Below are 16,561 nucleotides of genomic sequence, written 5' to 3'. Positions count from 1 at the left end.
AATCCTTTCCCTCATTGTTTATTCATTCGACACGCGCGCGATTCTTCCTTGTTCCAAATACACTAATAATATCGAAATATCGGCCGGATTGACGCCGGAAATGCGCGACGCCTGGGCGATCGAAAGCGGGCGCACTTGTTTGAGCTTTTGCCGCGCCTCGGTTGCAAGCCCTTGGATGGCGTCGTAATCGATATCTTCCGGGATTTTTTTGTTTTCCATTTTTTTGAGCCGTTCGACTTCTTGCAACGATTTTTGGATGTAGCCCTCGTACTTGATTTGAATTTCGACTTGCTCAGCCACTTCCGGAGCGATCTCCTCGTCAGCCGGCGCCAGTTTTCGGATGTGCTCGTACGTCATCTCCGGGCGTCGGAGCAAATCGGCGGCGCGAATGCCGTCTTTCAGCTCGCTTCCACCCGCTTCACGGATGACTTCCTGCACTTTTGGCGTCGGTTTGATGATCACCGTTTGCAGCCGCTTTTTCTCTCGTTCGATCGCCTCTTTTTTCGCCAAAAATTTTTGATACCGCTCTTCGGAAATGAGACCGATCCGATAGCCGAGCTCGGTCAGGCGCAAATCGGCGTTGTCATGGCGAAGCAAAAGCCGGTACTCGGCACGCGACGTCAGCAGGCGGTACGGCTCATTCGTCCCTTTCGTCACCAAGTCGTCGATTAAAACGCCGATATAGGCATCAGAACGGCTTAAAATGATTTCTTCGCGGCCGAGCGCACGGTGGGCGGCGTTAATGCCGGCCATAATGCCTTGGCCTGCCGCTTCTTCATAGCCGGACGTGCCGTTGATTTGCCCTGCGGTATACAAGTTTTTCACAAGCTTCGTCTCGAGCGTCGGCCATAGCTGCGTCGGCACGATGGCATCATACTCGATCGCATAGCCAGCCCGCATGAGCTGCGCCTTCTCAAGTCCCGGGATCGTCTCGAGCAGCTTGCGCTGGATATGTTCCGGCAAACTTGTTGACAACCCTTGCACGTACACTTCTTCTGTTTCCCGCCCTTCCGGCTCGAGGAAAATTTGATGGCGCGGCTTATCGTGGAACCGGACGACTTTATCCTCGATCGATGGGCAATAGCGCGGCCCGGTTCCTTTGATCATGCCGGAGTACATCGGCGACAAGTGCAAGTTTTCATCGATGATGCGGTGTGTTTCCTCCGTCGTGTACGTCAGCCAGCACGGCAGCTGATCAGTGATGTATTTTGTCGTCTCGTACGAAAACGCGCGCGGCTCCTTGTCTCCCGGCTGAATTTCCGTTTTGCTGTAGTCGATCGTCCGGCTGTTGACGCGCGGCGGCGTGCCCGTTTTGAAGCGAACAAGCTCAAACCCAAGCTCTTCTAAATGCTCGGACAGCTTAATCGACGGTTGCTGGTTGTTCGGGCCGCTCGAATATTTAATGTCTCCGATGATGATTTCCCCGCGCAAAAACGTCCCGGTCGTAATGACGACCGCCTTGGCGTAATAATGCGCCCCCGTGTGAGTGATGACACCTTTGCAAACGCCGTCTTCGACGATCAGCCGCTCGACTTTTCCTTGCAGAAGCGTCAAATTCTCTTGATTTTCGAGTGTTTTTTTCATTTCCCGCTGGTACAGCACTTTATCGGCTTGCGCCCGAAGCGCGCGGACGGCTGGCCCTTTGCCGGTGTTTAGCATCCGCATTTGAATGTATGTTTTGTCAATGTTTTTTGCCATTTCCCCGCCGAGAGCGTCGATTTCGCGCACGACGATTCCTTTCGCCGGGCCGCCGATCGACGGGTTGCACGGCATGAACGCGATCATATCGAGGTTGAGCGTAATGACAAGCGTCTTCGCCCCGATGCGCGCCGAAGCTAATGCCGCTTCGCAGCCGGCATGGCCAGCGCCAACGACAATGACGTCATACGTTCCTCCATGGTAATCCATATGGCATTTCCTCCTCGCTTATTTTCCTAAACAAAACTGAGCAAACAGCTGATCAATCAAGCTTTCATGGACCGTATCACCAATGATTTCGCCAAGCAACTCCCATGCCCGGCGCAAATCGATTTGGACGAGATCAACCGGCATGCCGGCGTCAATGCCGGCCAAGGCATCCTCGATCGCTGTTTTCGCCTGCTCGAGCAAGGCGATATGGCGAGAGTTTGAAACGTACGTCAAATCGCCGGCTTCCAGCTCACCCCCAAAAAACAGGTCAGCAATCGCCTTCTCCAGTTCATCAATTCCTTGTTCATGCAACAGGGATGTCCCCACGACCGGCCGGCCGGCCGCCAGCTCCTTGACCCGCTCCATATCGATCCGCCGGGGCAAATCGGTTTTATTCACAATGACGATGGCGTCCATTCCCTCGATCATGGCAAACAGCCGCTCGTCCTCTTCCGTCAGCGGTTCATGATAATTCAAAACGAGCAAAATTAAGTCGGCCCGCTTCAACATTTGCTGCGAGCGCTCGACGCCGATCCGTTCGACGACATCTTCGGTTTCGCGGATGCCAGCCGTATCGATCAAGCGAAGCGGTACGCCCCGGACGTTGACATATTCCTCGATGACGTCGCGCGTCGTCCCCGGAATATCGGTGACGATCGCCCGATTTTCATGGGCGAGCGCATTCAAAAGCGACGATTTGCCGACGTTCGGCCTCCCGATGATGACCGTTGCCAGCCCTTCGCGCAATATTTTTCCTTGTGCGGCGGTCGACAGCAGCTTTTCAATTTGCCCGCGCACATATTCCGCCTTTTCCCGCAAAAGGCGCGGCGTCATTTCTTCGACATCATCGTATTCCGGATAATCGATATTGACTTCAACATGTGCCAGCGTCTCCAAAATCGTCTGCCGCAACTCGCGAATCAATTTTGACAGGCGCCCTTCCATTTGCTGTAGGGCGACGTTCATCGCTCTGTCGGTTTTGGCGCGGATCAGGTCGATGACTGCCTCAGCTTGAGATAAATCGATGCGCCCATTTAAAAACGCCCGCTTCGTAAACTCCCCCGGCTCGGCGAGCCGCGCCCCGTTTGCCAGCACGAGCTGCAGCACCCGATTGACGGAAACAAACCCGCCATGGCAGTTGATCTCGACCACGTCCTCGCGCGTAAACGTCTTCGGTGCGCGCATAACTGATACCATTACTTCTTCAACGACCCGTCCGCTTTTCGGATCGATGATATGCCCGTAGTGGATCGTGTGCGATGGAACGTCTTTGAGCCGCTTTCCGCTCGGGCTGCGGAAAAGCCGGTCAGCGATCTCAACCGCTTGATCTCCGCTCAACCGAACGATGGCAATCGCCCCTTCGCCCATCGGCGTCGAAATGGCGGCGATCGTATCAAATTCCGTCAAAGCTGTTCACCTCTCTTTACTCCGCTTTCTCTATATCCACAGCCCGTTTTGGCCGCTTTTTTTCCTTGTGCATATTCACTTAGTTCAATTTTAACTTATCCACATGTGAATAACAATACGGCGCGCTCAACGCGGTTGTTGAAAAATATAAGCGGCGGCCGTCAAAAAAGTTGGTGGAAACTAGTGATTGCTTCACAATCATCTGGACGGATAGGCAAAAAAGAGCGTTGCTGCGCTGTTTCCCCATTTGAAGAAGCTCTTGCTGGAGCGTTTCCCCCCATTTCCATCGCCAATCTTCCAGGCGGCGCCAATCCCGTAAAAAAAGAGGCCGCCTCTCTACAGTTTAGCGAGGCGCCTCTTTTTTCGGCGACATTTTGCCTGTTTTCGGAGCGACGACAATCGAACGGTGCGGATCAACGCCAACGGAATAGGTCAAGACGTGCTTGTTGTCAGCCAGCGCTGCATGGATGATCTTCCGTTCATGCGCCGGCAACGGCTCCAACCTTACTTCTTTTCCCGTCTTCACCGCCCGGGCGGCCAGCTTGTGCGCCAGTTCGATCAGCGCCTTTTCCCTTCGTTCGCGGTAATTTTCGACATCGACGGCAATCGACACGTATTCGTCAGCATGGCGGTTGGCGACGAGCTGCGCCAAAAACTGAAGAGCGTTTAACGTTTGCCCGTGCTTGCCGATCAATAGACCGACCGGCCCCCCGTGCACATGAAGCGTCACCTGCTTGCCGCGGCGGACGGCTTCGATGCTTGCCCCTTCCGCCCCCATTTGCGCGATGACTTGCTGCAAAAAGCGAACCGTCTCCTCAACCGGGTCGATTTTCAGCACGGCTTTCACAACCGCCGGCCGGCCGCCAAACAAGCCAAACCAACCTCTTTTCCCTTCATCGAGCACAACAATAACCGCACGCTCTCGAGGAACGCCAAGCTGCGCGAGCGCCAACTGCACCGCCTCTTCGACTGTCCGGGCAGTCGCGGTCACTTCTTTCACTTTTTCGCTCCTCCTGAATGGGCGGCAATCTCCGGCCCTTTAATGAGATACGTTTGCACAATGGAGAAAATATTTCCGACGACCCAGTAAAGCGACAAAGCAGCTGGGAAGTTGATCGCGAAAATGACGATCATAATCGGCATCATCCAAAGCATCATCGCCATTTGCGGGTTTTGCTGAGCGGAGCCGGCCATCATGATTTTCTGCTGGATGAACGTCGTCACGCCGGCAATGACCGGCAAAATGTAGTACGGGTCTTTTTCGCCAAGGTCAAACCATAAAAAATTATGTTGGGCAATTTCTCTCGTCCGCATGATGGCATGGTAAAATCCAATTAAAATCGGCATCTGGATCAAAATCGGGAAGCAGCCGGCCATTGGGTTGACGCCGTGCTTTTGGAATAAGAGCATCATCTCTTGCTGGAGCTTTTGTTGAGTTTGCGCGTCTTTTGAGCTGTATTTTTTGCGGAGCGCTTCAATTTCCGGCTGAAGCGCTTGCATCGCCTTCGCGTTGCGCGTCTGTTGAATCATCAGCGGCAAAATCAATAAGCGGATCAAAATGGTGACGACAATGATGGACAACCCAAAGCTTCCGCCGAGCAGCCCGGCGACATATTTGATCAGCCAAGAAAGCGGATAAACGATATACTCGTTCCAAAACCCCTTGCTTTCCGGGGTGATCGGTTTGTGAATTTCCGTGCATCCGGCCAGCACAGCCGCTAACGCACCGAACAAAATGATGAATCTGATTCGCCTTTTCACCTTCTTTTTCCTCCCACATATACAAGTTCACGTATGTATTTTACCATCTTTTTTTGCCGCGTGGAGCATTTTTTCAAGCCGAATGCGACGGTTGGCCTCCTTTTTTCAGCCCTCCGGATTTCCGGAGCACATGGATTAAACTTTTTTTTACTTCCGCATAATTCATCTCCGCCACCGGCTGCCTAGCGATCACGACATAATCTTTGCCAGGGGCAATCTCCTCTTTCAATTCGAGGAAGCATTGGCGGATGTAGCGCTTGATTCGATTTCGGACGACAGCCTTGCCGAGTTTTTTGCTGACAGACAGCCCGATGCGAAAATAAGGCTGCTCCGGGCGGTCAAGCGTGTAGATGACAAACTGGCGGTTGGCCGTTGAAGCGCCCCTCTGAAACACTTCCTGGAACTCTTCGTTTTTCTTGATCCGATACTTTTTTTTCATTCTCCCCAAACACTCCATTTCCCGGCGGCAAAATATTGAGAAAAAAGACCACTGAAACTTCAGTGGCCTATTATGCAGACAAAACTTTTCTTCCTTTGCGGCGGCGGCGCGCCAACACTTTTCTGCCGTTTCTCGTGCTCATGCGCGCGCGGAATCCGTGCACTTTGCTTCGTTTCCGTCTATTCGGTTGATACGTCCGTTTCATCTATGACACCTCCCTAGGGAATAACAGTTACGGGCAGTCTTTCTCATTATATTGAACAATCTTAGCAAATGTCAACCGCCTCTTCGTTTTTCCAACTTTGATCAGCGCTGTGGATAAATTTTTTCTCCCTATCAACAATCCACAACATTTATCGACATTTTTTTCACATGTTCAATGGTGTGGATAATGATTTTTTCACACCCTGTCCATTTTGTGGATAATCAAAAAAATCCCGTTGCAACAAGCCGCTTTATTTGCTATTATTATTGTGTTTTCACTATGGATAATTATGTGGATAAGATGAGTCTATCCACATTTTGTGGATAGATTGTGGATAGTTTTTTCACAACGCGTTAATAATGTTACCCACAGATGGTGGATTTTGTCGAAAAGCTTCTTTATTTCCTTAATATGCTTTTTCCACAAACTTATTTTTTTAAACAAACGATCATCCTCTGACTTAAGGGAGGGGCAACGGGTGGAAAATATCCATGACTTATGGGATCGCGTGCTCGCGGAGATTGAACAAAAAATCAGCAAGCCGAGCTTTGAAACTTGGCTCAAGTCAACAAAAGCCCACTCTTTACGAGGTGACACGCTCGTCATCGTAGCCCCGAACGAGTTTGCTAGAGATTGGCTTGATTCTCGCTACTCTCATTTGATTGCGGAAACGATCTACACCATCACGGGCGAAGAATTGGCCGTCAAGTTTATCATTCCGCCAAATCAGGATGATGAAGAACTAGAGTTCCAGTCATCTAAGAAAAAGCAACGGAAACCGTATGAAGAGACAAACGATTTCCCACAAAGCATGTTAAATCCGAAATACACGTTCGATACGTTTGTCATCGGCTCCGGCAACCGGTTCGCCCATGCCGCTTCATTGGCGGTCGCTGAGGCTCCGGCCAAAGCATACAACCCCTTGTTTATCTATGGCGGCGTCGGACTTGGAAAAACACACTTAATGCACGCGATCGGCCATTACGTGATTGAACATAACCCATCGGCGAAAGTGGTCTATTTATCTTCAGAGAAGTTTACGAATGAGTTTATTAACGCCATCCGAGACAACCGCCCTGACGACTTTCGCAACAAGTACCGGAACGTTGACGTCCTACTGATCGATGATATTCAGTTTTTGGCCGGAAAAGAACAAACGCAAGAAGAATTTTTCCATACGTTTAATACGCTGCACGAGGAGAGCAAGCAAATCGTCATCTCAAGCGATCGACCGCCGAAAGAAATCCCAACACTCGAAGACCGCTTGCGTTCGCGCTTTGAGTGGGGGCTCATCACCGACATTACGCCGCCTGATTTGGAGACGCGGATCGCTATCCTCCGCAAAAAGGCGAAGGCGGAGGGGTTTGACATTCCAAACGAGGTAATGCTTTATATCGCCAATCAAATTGACTCGAACATCCGCGAGCTTGAGGGCGCTCTCATTCGCGTCGTCGCTTATTCGTCGCTCATCAACAAAGAGATCACCGCTGACTTGGCAGCAGAGGCATTGAAAGACATCATCCCGAGCGCAAAGCCGAAGGTAATCACGATTCAAGACATTCAGCGCGTTGTTGGACAGCATTTCAACATCAAGATGGAAGATTTTAAAGCGAAAAAGCGAACAAAATCGGTCGCGTTCCCTCGGCAAATTGCCATGTATCTCTCCCGCGAACTGACCGACTGTTCGTTGCCGAAAATCGGCGATGAATTTGGGGGACGCGATCATACAACCGTCATCCACGCCCATGAAAAAATATCAAAGCTTTTGCAAACCGATACGCAGCTGCAAAGGCATATACAAGAGATTCAAGAAAAGCTGAAGCAACTGTGAACAACTGTCTCAGTTTTATGCACAGCTTATCCACATGTGGACAGGCTGTGCTTGCTTCGCTTTTTTTGTTTATCCACATACTAACAAGCCATACGACTAGTACTACGGTTTTTGTTTTTATATTTTCATAATTTATTTCCGACGATCTAAAGAAACAGGGAGGAACAGCAACGTGAACATTTCCATTGACCGCGAAGCGTTGGCCAAGAGCGTCCAAGACGTGATGAAAGCCGTATCGACAAGAACGACGATTCCGATTTTGACCGGAATCAAACTAACAGCAACCGCCTCGGGAGTAACGCTGACCGGAAGCGATTCCGACATTTCAATTGAATCGTTTATTCCGCTTGAAAAAGAAGGCAAGTTGCTCGTTGATGTGAAAAGACCGGGGAGCATCGTACTGCAGGCGCGCTTTTTCTCTGAAATCGTGAAAAAACTGCCGCAACAAACGGTGGAAATCGAAACGGAAGACAACTTTTTGACGATCATCCGCTCGGGGCACTCAGAATTCCGCCTTAATGGGCTAAACGCCGACGAATATCCGCGCCTGCCGCAAATTGAAGAAGAAAACGTGTTTCAAATCCCGGCTGATTTATTGAAAACCGTGATTCGGCAAACGGTATTCGCCGTTTCTACATCGGAAACGCGCCCAATCTTGACAGGTGTCAACTGGAAAGTTGAACATGGCGAGCTTGTCTGCACAGCGACCGACAGTCATCGCTTAGCCATGCGCAAAGTGAAAATTGAGTCGGAAAATGAAGTATCATACAACGTCGTCATCCCTGGAAAAAGTCTTAATGAGCTCAGCAAAATTTTGGATGACGGCAACCACCCGGTGGACATCGTCATGACAGCCAATCAAGTGCTATTTAAGGCCGAGCACCTTCTCTTCTTTTCCCGGCTGCTTGACGGCAACTATCCGGAGACGGCCCGCTTGATTCCAACAGAAAGCAAAACGACCATGATCGTCAATGCAAAAGAGTTTCTGCAGGCAATCGACCGAGCGTCCTTGCTTGCTCGAGAAGGAAGGAACAACGTTGTGAAACTGACGACGCTTCCTGGAGGAATGCTCGAAATTTCTTCGATTTCTCCGGAGATCGGGAAAGTGACGGAGCAGCTGCAAACGGAGTCTCTTGAAGGGGAAGAGTTGAACATTTCGTTCAGCGCGAAATATATGATGGACGCGTTGCGGGCGCTTGATGGAACAGACATTCAAATCAGCTTCACTGGGGCCATGCGGCCGTTCCTGTTGCGCCCGCTTCATACCGATTCGATGCTTCAGCTCATTTTGCCGGTGAGAACATATTGACCCACCGCCCTCCTATTGGCGAAAACCATTCAGCTTCAAGGGCAAAAGCCGCCCGACAACGCTGCTTTTTCTCAAGTCCGATGAGAAGGCGGGCAACATCTATGCCCATCCTTCTCATCGGCTTTCTTTGCGAGTGGGCGGATTTTCCGGTAAAATAAAAGAATAGGCAGTTTGAAGGAAAGCGAGCGATGACACGGATGGAACAACGGGTGACGATTACAACGGAAACGATTACGCTGGGGCAGCTTTTGAAACTTGTGCGATTGATCGATACTGGCGGTGCGGCCAAATGGTTTTTGCAGGAACATCACGTGCTTGTCAATGGAGAACGGGAAAACCGGCGCGGGCGAAAGCTGAGAGACGGCGACCGGATCGACATTGAACCGTTTGGCACGTTCGTCGTCGTAAAAGCGGAGTAGGTGAAGGTTCGGTGTTTTTGACCAACTTAACGTTGACGAATTACCGGAATTATGAGTATGAAACGCTGAATTTCGGCGAGGGCGTGAACGTCATCTTAGGAGAAAATGCCCAAGGAAAGACGAACATGATGGAGGCCATTTATGTTTTGGCTATGGCGAAGTCGCACCGCACGTCCAACGATAAAGACCTTATCCGTTGGAATGAAGAGTATGCTAAAATAGAAGGAAGAGCGGAAAAACGAAGCGGGTCGTTAACGCTTGAGTTGCTTATTTCAAAAAAAGGAAAAAAAGCAAGATGCAACCATATTGAACAGCAACGGCTCAGCCAATACGTCGGCCATTTGAATGTCGTCATGTTCGCTCCCGAAGACTTGAATTTAGTCAAGGGAAGTCCGCAAGTGCGGCGCCGATTTGTCGATATGGAAATCGGGCAAGTGTCGCCTGTGTATATACATGATTTGAGCCAATACCAAAAGCTGCTGCAACAACGCAATCATTACTTAAAAATGATGCAGGCGCGCGAGCGGAGCGATGAGGCGGTTCTTGATGTGTTAACTGAGCAGCTTGTATTGCTGGCGGCCAAAATTACGCTGCGGCGCCGCCAGTTTTTGTCGCTGCTTGAGCAATGGGCGATGCCAATCCACTATGAAATCAGCCGCGGCGCCGAACAGCTTTGCATCCGATACGAACCGTCGGTCGACGTATCAGAAAAGGCGGAATTGTCGAGAATAGTAGAAGCATACAGTGAAACGTTCGCCGCCATGAGGGAACGGGAAGTTCTGCGGGGAACAACGTTGGTCGGCCCGCATCGCGATGACATCGCGTTTTTCGTGAATGGAAAAAACGTGCAAACTTTCGGTTCCCAGGGGCAACAACGTACAACCGCGCTAGCGGTCAAGCTGGCAGAACTTGAGCTCATCTTTTCCGAGTTAGGCGATTACCCCATTTTATTGCTGGATGATGTGTTGTCAGAACTTGATGACTTTCGGCAAACCCACCTCCTTGATGCCATCCGGAAAAAAGTGCAAACTTTTGTCACAACAACAAGCATTGACGGCATTAAGCACGATATCATTCAAGAAGCGGCTATTTATCGAGTCCATTCTGGTTCGGTAACCGCTCCTTCTTGACCGCGAGACCGTTGAACGTTTGCAAAGAAAGCGTAGGTGATCAGGCATGACAATGGAACAACGGGTTGAGCAGACGTACGATGCAAGCCAAATCCAAGTGCTTGAAGGCCTTGAAGCGGTCCGCAAGCGCCCGGGGATGTACATCGGCTCGACGGGGCCGAAAGGACTGCACCATCTCGTTTGGGAAATCGTCGACAACAGCATCGACGAGGCGTTGGCGGGCTATTGCACAAACATCGATGTGACGATCGGCAAAGACAACAGCATCACCGTCGCCGACAACGGGCGTGGCATTCCGGTTGACATTCACGAGGCGACCGGGCGTCCCGCCGTCGAAGTCATTATGACCGTCCTTCATGCCGGTGGGAAATTTGGCGGAGGGGGCTATAAAGTGTCCGGCGGCTTGCACGGCGTTGGCGCTTCGGTCGTCAACGCCTTATCGGAATGGCTCGAAGTTTACGTCTATCGGGATGGAAAAATCCATTACCAGCGGTACGAGCGCGGAGAACCGTGCACCGACTTGCAAGTCATCGGCGAGACAGACCGGACCGGAACGACGACCCGTTTTAAGCCGGACCCGGAAATTTTCACTGAGACGACCGAATTTGACTATGAAACGCTGGCCACTCGGTTGCGTGAGCTCGCCTTTCTAAATCGCGGCTTAAAAATCACGCTGACGGACGAACGGGTTGACAGCCGAAAAAACGAATATGTTTACGAAGGCGGCATTCGTTCATACGTCCGTCATTTGAACCGAACACGAGAAGTGCTGCACGAAGAGCCAATTTATATCGCTGGCGAGCGTGACGGCATTGCCGTAGAAATCGCCTTGCAGTACAACGACGGCTATACGAGCAATATTTATTCGTTTGTCAACAACATTCATACGCATGAAGGCGGCACACATGAATCTGGCTTTAAAATGGCGCTGACGCGCATTATCAATGATTACGCTCGCAAGCAGCAAATTTTTAAAGAAAACGACACGAATTTGACTGGCGAAGATGTGCGCGAAGGGCTGACGGCCATCGTGTCGATCAAGCATCCATCGCCGCAGTTTGAAGGGCAAACGAAAACGAAGCTCGGCAACAGCGATGCGCGCACGGTGACCGACGCTGTCTTTTCCGAACAATTTGAAACGTTTTTGCTTGAAAATCCGACGATTGCCCGAAAAATCGTCGAAAAAGGCATGATGGCGGCGCGGGCGCGGCTGGCGGCGAAAAAAGCGCGCGAACTGACGCGGCGCAAAAGTGCGCTTGAAATTTCCAATTTGCCGGGCAAACTGGCTGACTGTTCGTCAAGAGACCCGTCGATCAGCGAGCTGTACGTCGTCGAGGGCGATTCGGCCGGCGGCTCCGCGAAACAAGGGCGCGACCGCCATTTCCAAGCGATTTTGCCGCTGCGCGGGAAAATCCTTAACGTGGAAAAAGCGCGCTTGGACAAAATTTTGTCGAACAATGAGGTGCGGGCGATTATTACCGCCCTTGGCACGGGCATTGGCGAAGAGTTTGACATCTCAAAGGCGCGTTACCATAAGGTCATCATCATGACCGACGCCGATGTTGACGGGGCCCATATTCGCACGCTTCTTTTAACATTTTTTTACCGTTATATGCGGGAATTGATTGAACACGGCTACATTTATATCGCTCAGCCGCCGCTGTATAAAATCGAGCAGGGAAAACAGGTGCGTTATGCTTACAACGACCGCCAGCTTGAGAAAATCCTTGCCGAGCTGCCGGACCAGCCAAAACCGACGATTCAACGCTATAAAGGACTGGGCGAAATGAATCCGGAGCAACTTTGGGAAACGACGATGAATCCGGAAACGAGAACGTTGCTGCAAGTGAGCTTGCAAGACGCCATTGACGCAGATGAAACGTTTGAAATTTTAATGGGCGATAAAGTTGAGCCGCGCCGCCAGTTCATCGAAGAAAATGCCCGTTATGTGAAAAACTTGGACATTTAGGATAAAAAAAGAGGGAATCAGCCGCCCTCCTCGCTTCACCTTGCCGACGGGGACACCCGGCGCGCGAGCGAAGCGGCGCCCGCCGTCCGTCCGCGTCCGCCTGGCCGGGCGGTCCGGACTGGAGGAGGTTTCAAAGGGAGGTTTGAACGAATGGCAGAACACGAACAACCGCGCATCCGCGAAGTGAACATCAGCCAGGAAATGCGTTCTTCGTTTCTTGACTATGCGATGAGCGTCATCGTTTCGCGCGCCCTGCCGGACGTGCGCGACGGGCTGAAGCCGGTGCATCGCCGCATTTTATATGCCATGCACGACCTCGGCATGACTGCCGATAAACCGTATAAAAAGTCGGCTCGCATCGTCGGCGAAGTGATCGGGAAATATCATCCGCACGGGGATGCCGCCGTGTATGACACGATGGTGCGCATGGCGCAAGATTTCAACTACCGCTACATGCTTGTCGACGGACATGGCAACTTCGGATCGATTGACGGCGACGCGGCAGCAGCGATGCGCTACACGGAAGCGCGCATGTCGAAAATCGCCATGGAGCTTTTGCGCGATATCAACAAAGACACGATTGACTATCAAGACAACTATGACGGTTCGGAAAAAGAACCGGTCGTGCTGCCGTCCCGGTTTCCTAATTTGCTTGTCAACGGTTCATCCGGCATCGCTGTCGGAATGGCGACGAACATTCCGCCGCACCAGCTTGGCGAAGTGATTGATGCCTTGTTGGCATTAAGCCAAAATCCGGAGATGACGGTTGCCGATTTGATGGAATACATCCCAGGACCTGACTTTCCAACCGCTGGACAAATTATCGGCCGCAGCGGCATCCGCAAGGCGTACGAAACGGGTCGCGGCTCCATTACATTGCGCGCCAAGGCCGAAATCGAGCAGCAGCCAAACGGCAAGGAAACGATCATTGTGACCGAGCTCCCTTACCAAGTAAACAAGGCGAAACTGATCGAGCGGATCGCCGAACTTGTGCGCGACAAAAAAATTGACGGCATCACCGACTTGCGCGACGAGTCGGATCGGAGCGGCATGCGCATCGTTATCGAAGTGCGGCGCGATGCCAACGCGAAGGTTGTGTTGAACAATTTGTACAAACATACGGCATTGCAAACGAGTTTTGGCATCAACATGCTTGCTTTGGTAAACGGCGAGCCGAAAGTGCTGAACTTAAAAGAGTGTTTGGAGCATTATTTAAACCATCAAAAAACCGTCATCCGCCGGCGGACGGCGTTTGAGCTGAAAAAAGCCGAGGCGCGTGCTCACATTCTGGAAGGGTTGCGCATCGCCCTTGACCATTTGGATGAAGTGATCGACCTCATCCGCCGCTCACAGACAACGGAGGCGGCGCGCGAAGGGCTGATGGCGCGGTTCTCACTCAGTGAACGGCAAGCGCAGGCGATTTTGGATATGCGCCTGCAACGGTTAACCGGCCTTGAGCGGGAAAAAATCGAACAAGAATACCAAGACCTTGTCCGTCTGATCGCAGAACTGAGAGGCGTATTGGCCGACGAAGAGAAAGTATTGCAAATCATTCGCGATGAACTGAGCGAAATTAAGGAGCGGTTCAACGATGAGCGGCGCACGGAAATCGTTTCAGGAGCCGTTGAGCAGTTCGATGACGAGGATTTAATTCCACAAGAGCATGTCGTCATCACGCTTACTCATAAAGGCTACATCAAGCGCTTGCCTTTATCGACGTACCGGAGCCAAAAACGCGGCGGACGGGGCGTGCAAGGCATGCATACGGCGGAAGACGATTTTGTCGAACATTTGCTCATTACGTCGACTCATGACACCGTGCTGTTTTTCACGAATAAAGGGAAAGTATATCAGGCAAAAGGCTACGAGATTCCGGAATTCGGCCGCACAGCCAAAGGGCTGCCCATCATCAACTTGCTTGAGCTCGATAAAGATGAGTGGATCAACGCCATGATTCCGATTGAAAGCGAGTTTAGCGATGAACGCTACCTCGTGTTTGCGACAAAGCAAGGAATTGCCAAACGTTCCCCGCTTTCAGCGTTCGCCCATATTCGCAACAACGGGCTTATCGCCATCCATTTGCGCGAAGGGGATGAACTGATTTCTGTCCGGCTGACGGATGGCAAAAAGCATTTGATCATCGGTACGAAAAACGGCATGCTCATCCGTTTTCCGGAAACCGACGTGCGGGCGATGGGCCGCAGCGCGACTGGAGTCAAAGCGATCACGCTTGATGACGGGGATGAAGTAGTTGGCATGGAAATTTTAGAAGACCATCATGATGTGCTTGTCGTCACGAAAAAAGGGTTCGGCAAGCGCACTCCGGCCTCGGAATACCGCGTGCAAAGCCGCGGGGGCAAAGGATTGAAAACGTGCAACGTCACGGATAAAAACGGTCCTGTCGTTGCGGTGACAACCGTCGTCGGCAATGAAGACGTCATGGTGATCACGACCGGCGGCGTGCTCATTCGCATTGCCGTCAGCGATATTTCTCGGACGGGAAGAATCGCCCAAGGCGTTAAGCTCATTCGCCTCTCTGGCGAAGATGGGCATGAGTGCGTCGCTACGGTGGCGAAAGTGCCTGAGGAAGAAAGGGACGAGGAATAAAGAAGAAGATCATTCAGCCTAACGGAAACGGCGCTTCGCCTATAGGCGCGGGGCGTCGTTTTTCTGTTTCAAAAGCCTGCCATCGCGGCCAAAATCATGTTACGATAGAAATACAGAGAAAAAAAGACAAAGGGGGCACTAATCGATGGTCCGTGTGAAACGCTCCCAGCTTCGCGAAGGATGCGTGCTCGCTGAAGATGTGCTCGGCAAGACGAAACGTCCAATTATACCGAAAAACACCGTGATCACGAAACCGTTGCTACTCGTACTTGAAAAATTCCTCGTTGAGGAAGTGGACGTTGAACCATTGCTTGCTAACGGTGAACCATTTCCCAACGTCGATTCCGCATCAACGGCGGTTGCCAAACAGCCGATGGCTTTCTACTTAGAGGCGGTCCAACGATACAAAACATGGTTTCAATCGTGGCAAGCCGGTTTGCCGGTTGATATCGGCGAAATCAGAGGGGTCATCATTTCGCTTTTTGAACGAATGGCGGGCCAAAAACGGGAGTTGCTTATGTTGCATCATTACGCAACAAAGGACGAATATTTGCACCATCATGCCGTCAGCGTCGGGCTGCTCGCGGGCTTTTTGGCCATGCAGCTTGGATACAGCGAAGGGGAATGCCACCAAATCGCCCTTGCCGGTGTGCTAGCAGACTGTGGCATGGCGAAAGTAAGTAAGAGAATTTTGACAAATCCGTCGGCGCTCACTGAAGCCGAGTTCAATGAAGTAAAGCAGCACCCTGTCTTCAGCTACCGCATGGTGCAAAAAATCCCTGCGCTAAACCATGGGGCAAAACTTGCTGTGTTGCAACATCATGAACGAAATGACGGCAGCGGCTACCCGCTCGGAGTAAAAGCAGAAAGAATTCACCCTTACAGCCAGATCGTTGCCGTCGCTGATGTCTACCATGCCATGACTTCAGAACGGTTATACCGTCGCAAACAGTCGCCGTTTCGGGCCATTGAAACGATGCAAAGGGAGCAGTTCGGCAAACTGAGTACAGAAGCTGTCGCCGCGCTGGTGAACAATCTCATCGGCCTACAAACAGGAGCCGTCGTCAAACTCTCCAACGGCGAAATGGCTGAAGTGATGTTTATTCCTTCGGACGAGCCAGCCCGGCCGATCGTCAAGATCATCGAAACCGGACAGTTGCTGTCACTAAGCGTTCAGCGGGACATATATATCGAGGAAATGGTGCAAGGTTGATCAGTGTCAGTTCCAAAAAATACTATTGCCTAAACAACATCCACATGATACAATCAACATTGCTTGTGACGGTAAAGAAATAAAAAAGTTGTTGACTTTTCGTTGTCCATGGGTTATTATTTAATAGCTGTCATCATTAAGGGACAGCGAAAAAGCTCCTTGAAAACTAAACAAAACGCAAGCGTCATAAGAAAAGCGGAGGCGCCGTAATTTCGCCTAAAGGCAGCCCGCGTCCTGCGGGCAACGGCGAAATATCGCCATCCTGGCGATCTCGAAGCCAAATGTTCTTCACCCTTAGTGGTGCTTGCACCCCGAGGGGGAAGGTGATTTGGCAGAAGAGAGCGAGGCGCCGAAGCTGGACAA

Annotated in this window: 13 protein-coding genes; 7 read left to right on the top strand and 6 right to left on the bottom strand. The window is 51.3% G+C overall.

Going from position 1 to position 16,561, the window contains the following annotated elements; all coding sequences use genetic code 11:
* Positions 1-18: 18 nt before the first annotated feature.
* The 6 genes from mnmG to rpmH all read right to left on the bottom strand — a co-directional run bounded on the left by mnmG (position 19) and on the right by rpmH (position 5,720).
* The gene (gene mnmG / locus ETR37_RS07910; RefSeq protein WP_011232956.1) at positions 19-1,908 is read right to left on the bottom strand and encodes a tRNA uridine-5-carboxymethylaminomethyl(34) synthesis enzyme MnmG; all 1,890 of its coding nucleotides are present in this window, start codon (positions 1,906-1,908) and stop codon (positions 19-21) included.
* A gap of 18 nt (positions 1,909-1,926) precedes the next feature.
* On the bottom strand, positions 1,927-3,315 hold the full coding sequence (mnmE, locus tag ETR37_RS07905) for a tRNA uridine-5-carboxymethylaminomethyl(34) synthesis GTPase MnmE (protein ID WP_011232957.1): 1,389 nt from the start codon (positions 3,313-3,315) through the stop codon (positions 1,927-1,929).
* 343 nt (positions 3,316-3,658) lie between these two features.
* Positions 3,659-4,315 carry an RNA-binding cell elongation regulator Jag/EloR gene (gene jag / locus ETR37_RS07900; RefSeq protein WP_011232958.1) on the bottom strand — a complete coding sequence of 219 codons (657 nt, stop codon included), beginning with the start codon at positions 4,313-4,315 and terminating at the stop codon, positions 3,659-3,661.
* Positions 4,312-5,076 (bottom strand): YidC family membrane integrase SpoIIIJ, encoded by a 765-nt coding sequence (gene spoIIIJ / locus ETR37_RS07895; RefSeq protein ID WP_011232959.1) that lies wholly within the window; start codon positions 5,074-5,076, stop codon positions 4,312-4,314. The genes jag and spoIIIJ overlap by 4 nt, the downstream gene beginning before the upstream one ends.
* A gap of 73 nt (positions 5,077-5,149) precedes the next feature.
* Positions 5,150-5,515, bottom strand: coding sequence for a ribonuclease P protein component (rnpA, locus tag ETR37_RS07890; RefSeq protein ID WP_011232960.1), 366 nt, complete (start codon positions 5,513-5,515; stop codon positions 5,150-5,152).
* A gap of 70 nt (positions 5,516-5,585) precedes the next feature.
* Complete coding sequence (gene rpmH / locus ETR37_RS07885; RefSeq protein WP_003253900.1) at positions 5,586-5,720, bottom strand: 50S ribosomal protein L34; 135 nt, start codon at positions 5,718-5,720, stop codon at positions 5,586-5,588.
* A gap of 478 nt (positions 5,721-6,198) precedes the next feature.
* Here rpmH and dnaA point away from each other — a divergent pair, with 478 nt between their 5' ends.
* The 7 genes from dnaA (at position 6,199) to ETR37_RS07850 (ending at position 16,198) form a co-directional block, all read left to right on the top strand.
* Positions 6,199-7,551 carry a chromosomal replication initiator protein DnaA gene (gene dnaA / locus ETR37_RS07880; RefSeq protein ID WP_011229517.1) on the top strand — a complete coding sequence of 451 codons (1,353 nt, stop codon included), beginning with the start codon at positions 6,199-6,201 and terminating at the stop codon, positions 7,549-7,551.
* Between the two features lie 172 nt (positions 7,552-7,723).
* Positions 7,724-8,860 (top strand): DNA polymerase III subunit beta, encoded by a 1,137-nt coding sequence (gene dnaN / locus ETR37_RS07875; protein ID WP_015373695.1) that lies wholly within the window; start codon positions 7,724-7,726, stop codon positions 8,858-8,860.
* 188 nt (positions 8,861-9,048) lie between these two features.
* Positions 9,049-9,279 carry a S4 domain-containing protein YaaA gene (yaaA, locus tag ETR37_RS07870; RefSeq protein WP_012820418.1) on the top strand — a complete coding sequence of 77 codons (231 nt, stop codon included), beginning with the start codon at positions 9,049-9,051 and terminating at the stop codon, positions 9,277-9,279.
* Between the two features lie 11 nt (positions 9,280-9,290).
* A complete protein-coding gene (gene recF / locus ETR37_RS07865; RefSeq protein ID WP_012820419.1) occupies positions 9,291-10,409 on the top strand; it encodes a DNA replication/repair protein RecF in 1,119 nt (372 codons plus the stop codon).
* A 46-nt stretch (positions 10,410-10,455) separates the two neighbouring features.
* On the top strand, positions 10,456-12,378 hold the full coding sequence (gene gyrB / locus ETR37_RS07860) for a DNA topoisomerase (ATP-hydrolyzing) subunit B (RefSeq protein ID WP_014194553.1): 1,923 nt from the start codon (positions 10,456-10,458) through the stop codon (positions 12,376-12,378).
* 150 nt (positions 12,379-12,528) lie between these two features.
* Entirely contained in the window at positions 12,529-14,985 is a 2,457-nt protein-coding gene (gyrA, locus tag ETR37_RS07855; RefSeq protein WP_011229522.1) for a DNA gyrase subunit A, read from the top strand.
* A 145-nt stretch (positions 14,986-15,130) separates the two neighbouring features.
* Complete coding sequence (locus tag ETR37_RS07850) at positions 15,131-16,198, top strand: HD-GYP domain-containing protein (RefSeq protein ID WP_014194554.1); 1,068 nt, start codon at positions 15,131-15,133, stop codon at positions 16,196-16,198.
* The last annotated feature ends 363 nt before the right edge of the window (positions 16,199-16,561 follow it).

Origin of the sequence: Geobacillus sp. PK12 (assembly GCF_004123125.1) — a bacterium.
In the GTDB taxonomy this organism is placed as follows: domain Bacteria; phylum Bacillota; class Bacilli; order Bacillales; family Anoxybacillaceae; genus Geobacillus; species Geobacillus zalihae.
This window is presented reverse-complemented; position numbering and strand designations above follow the sequence as displayed.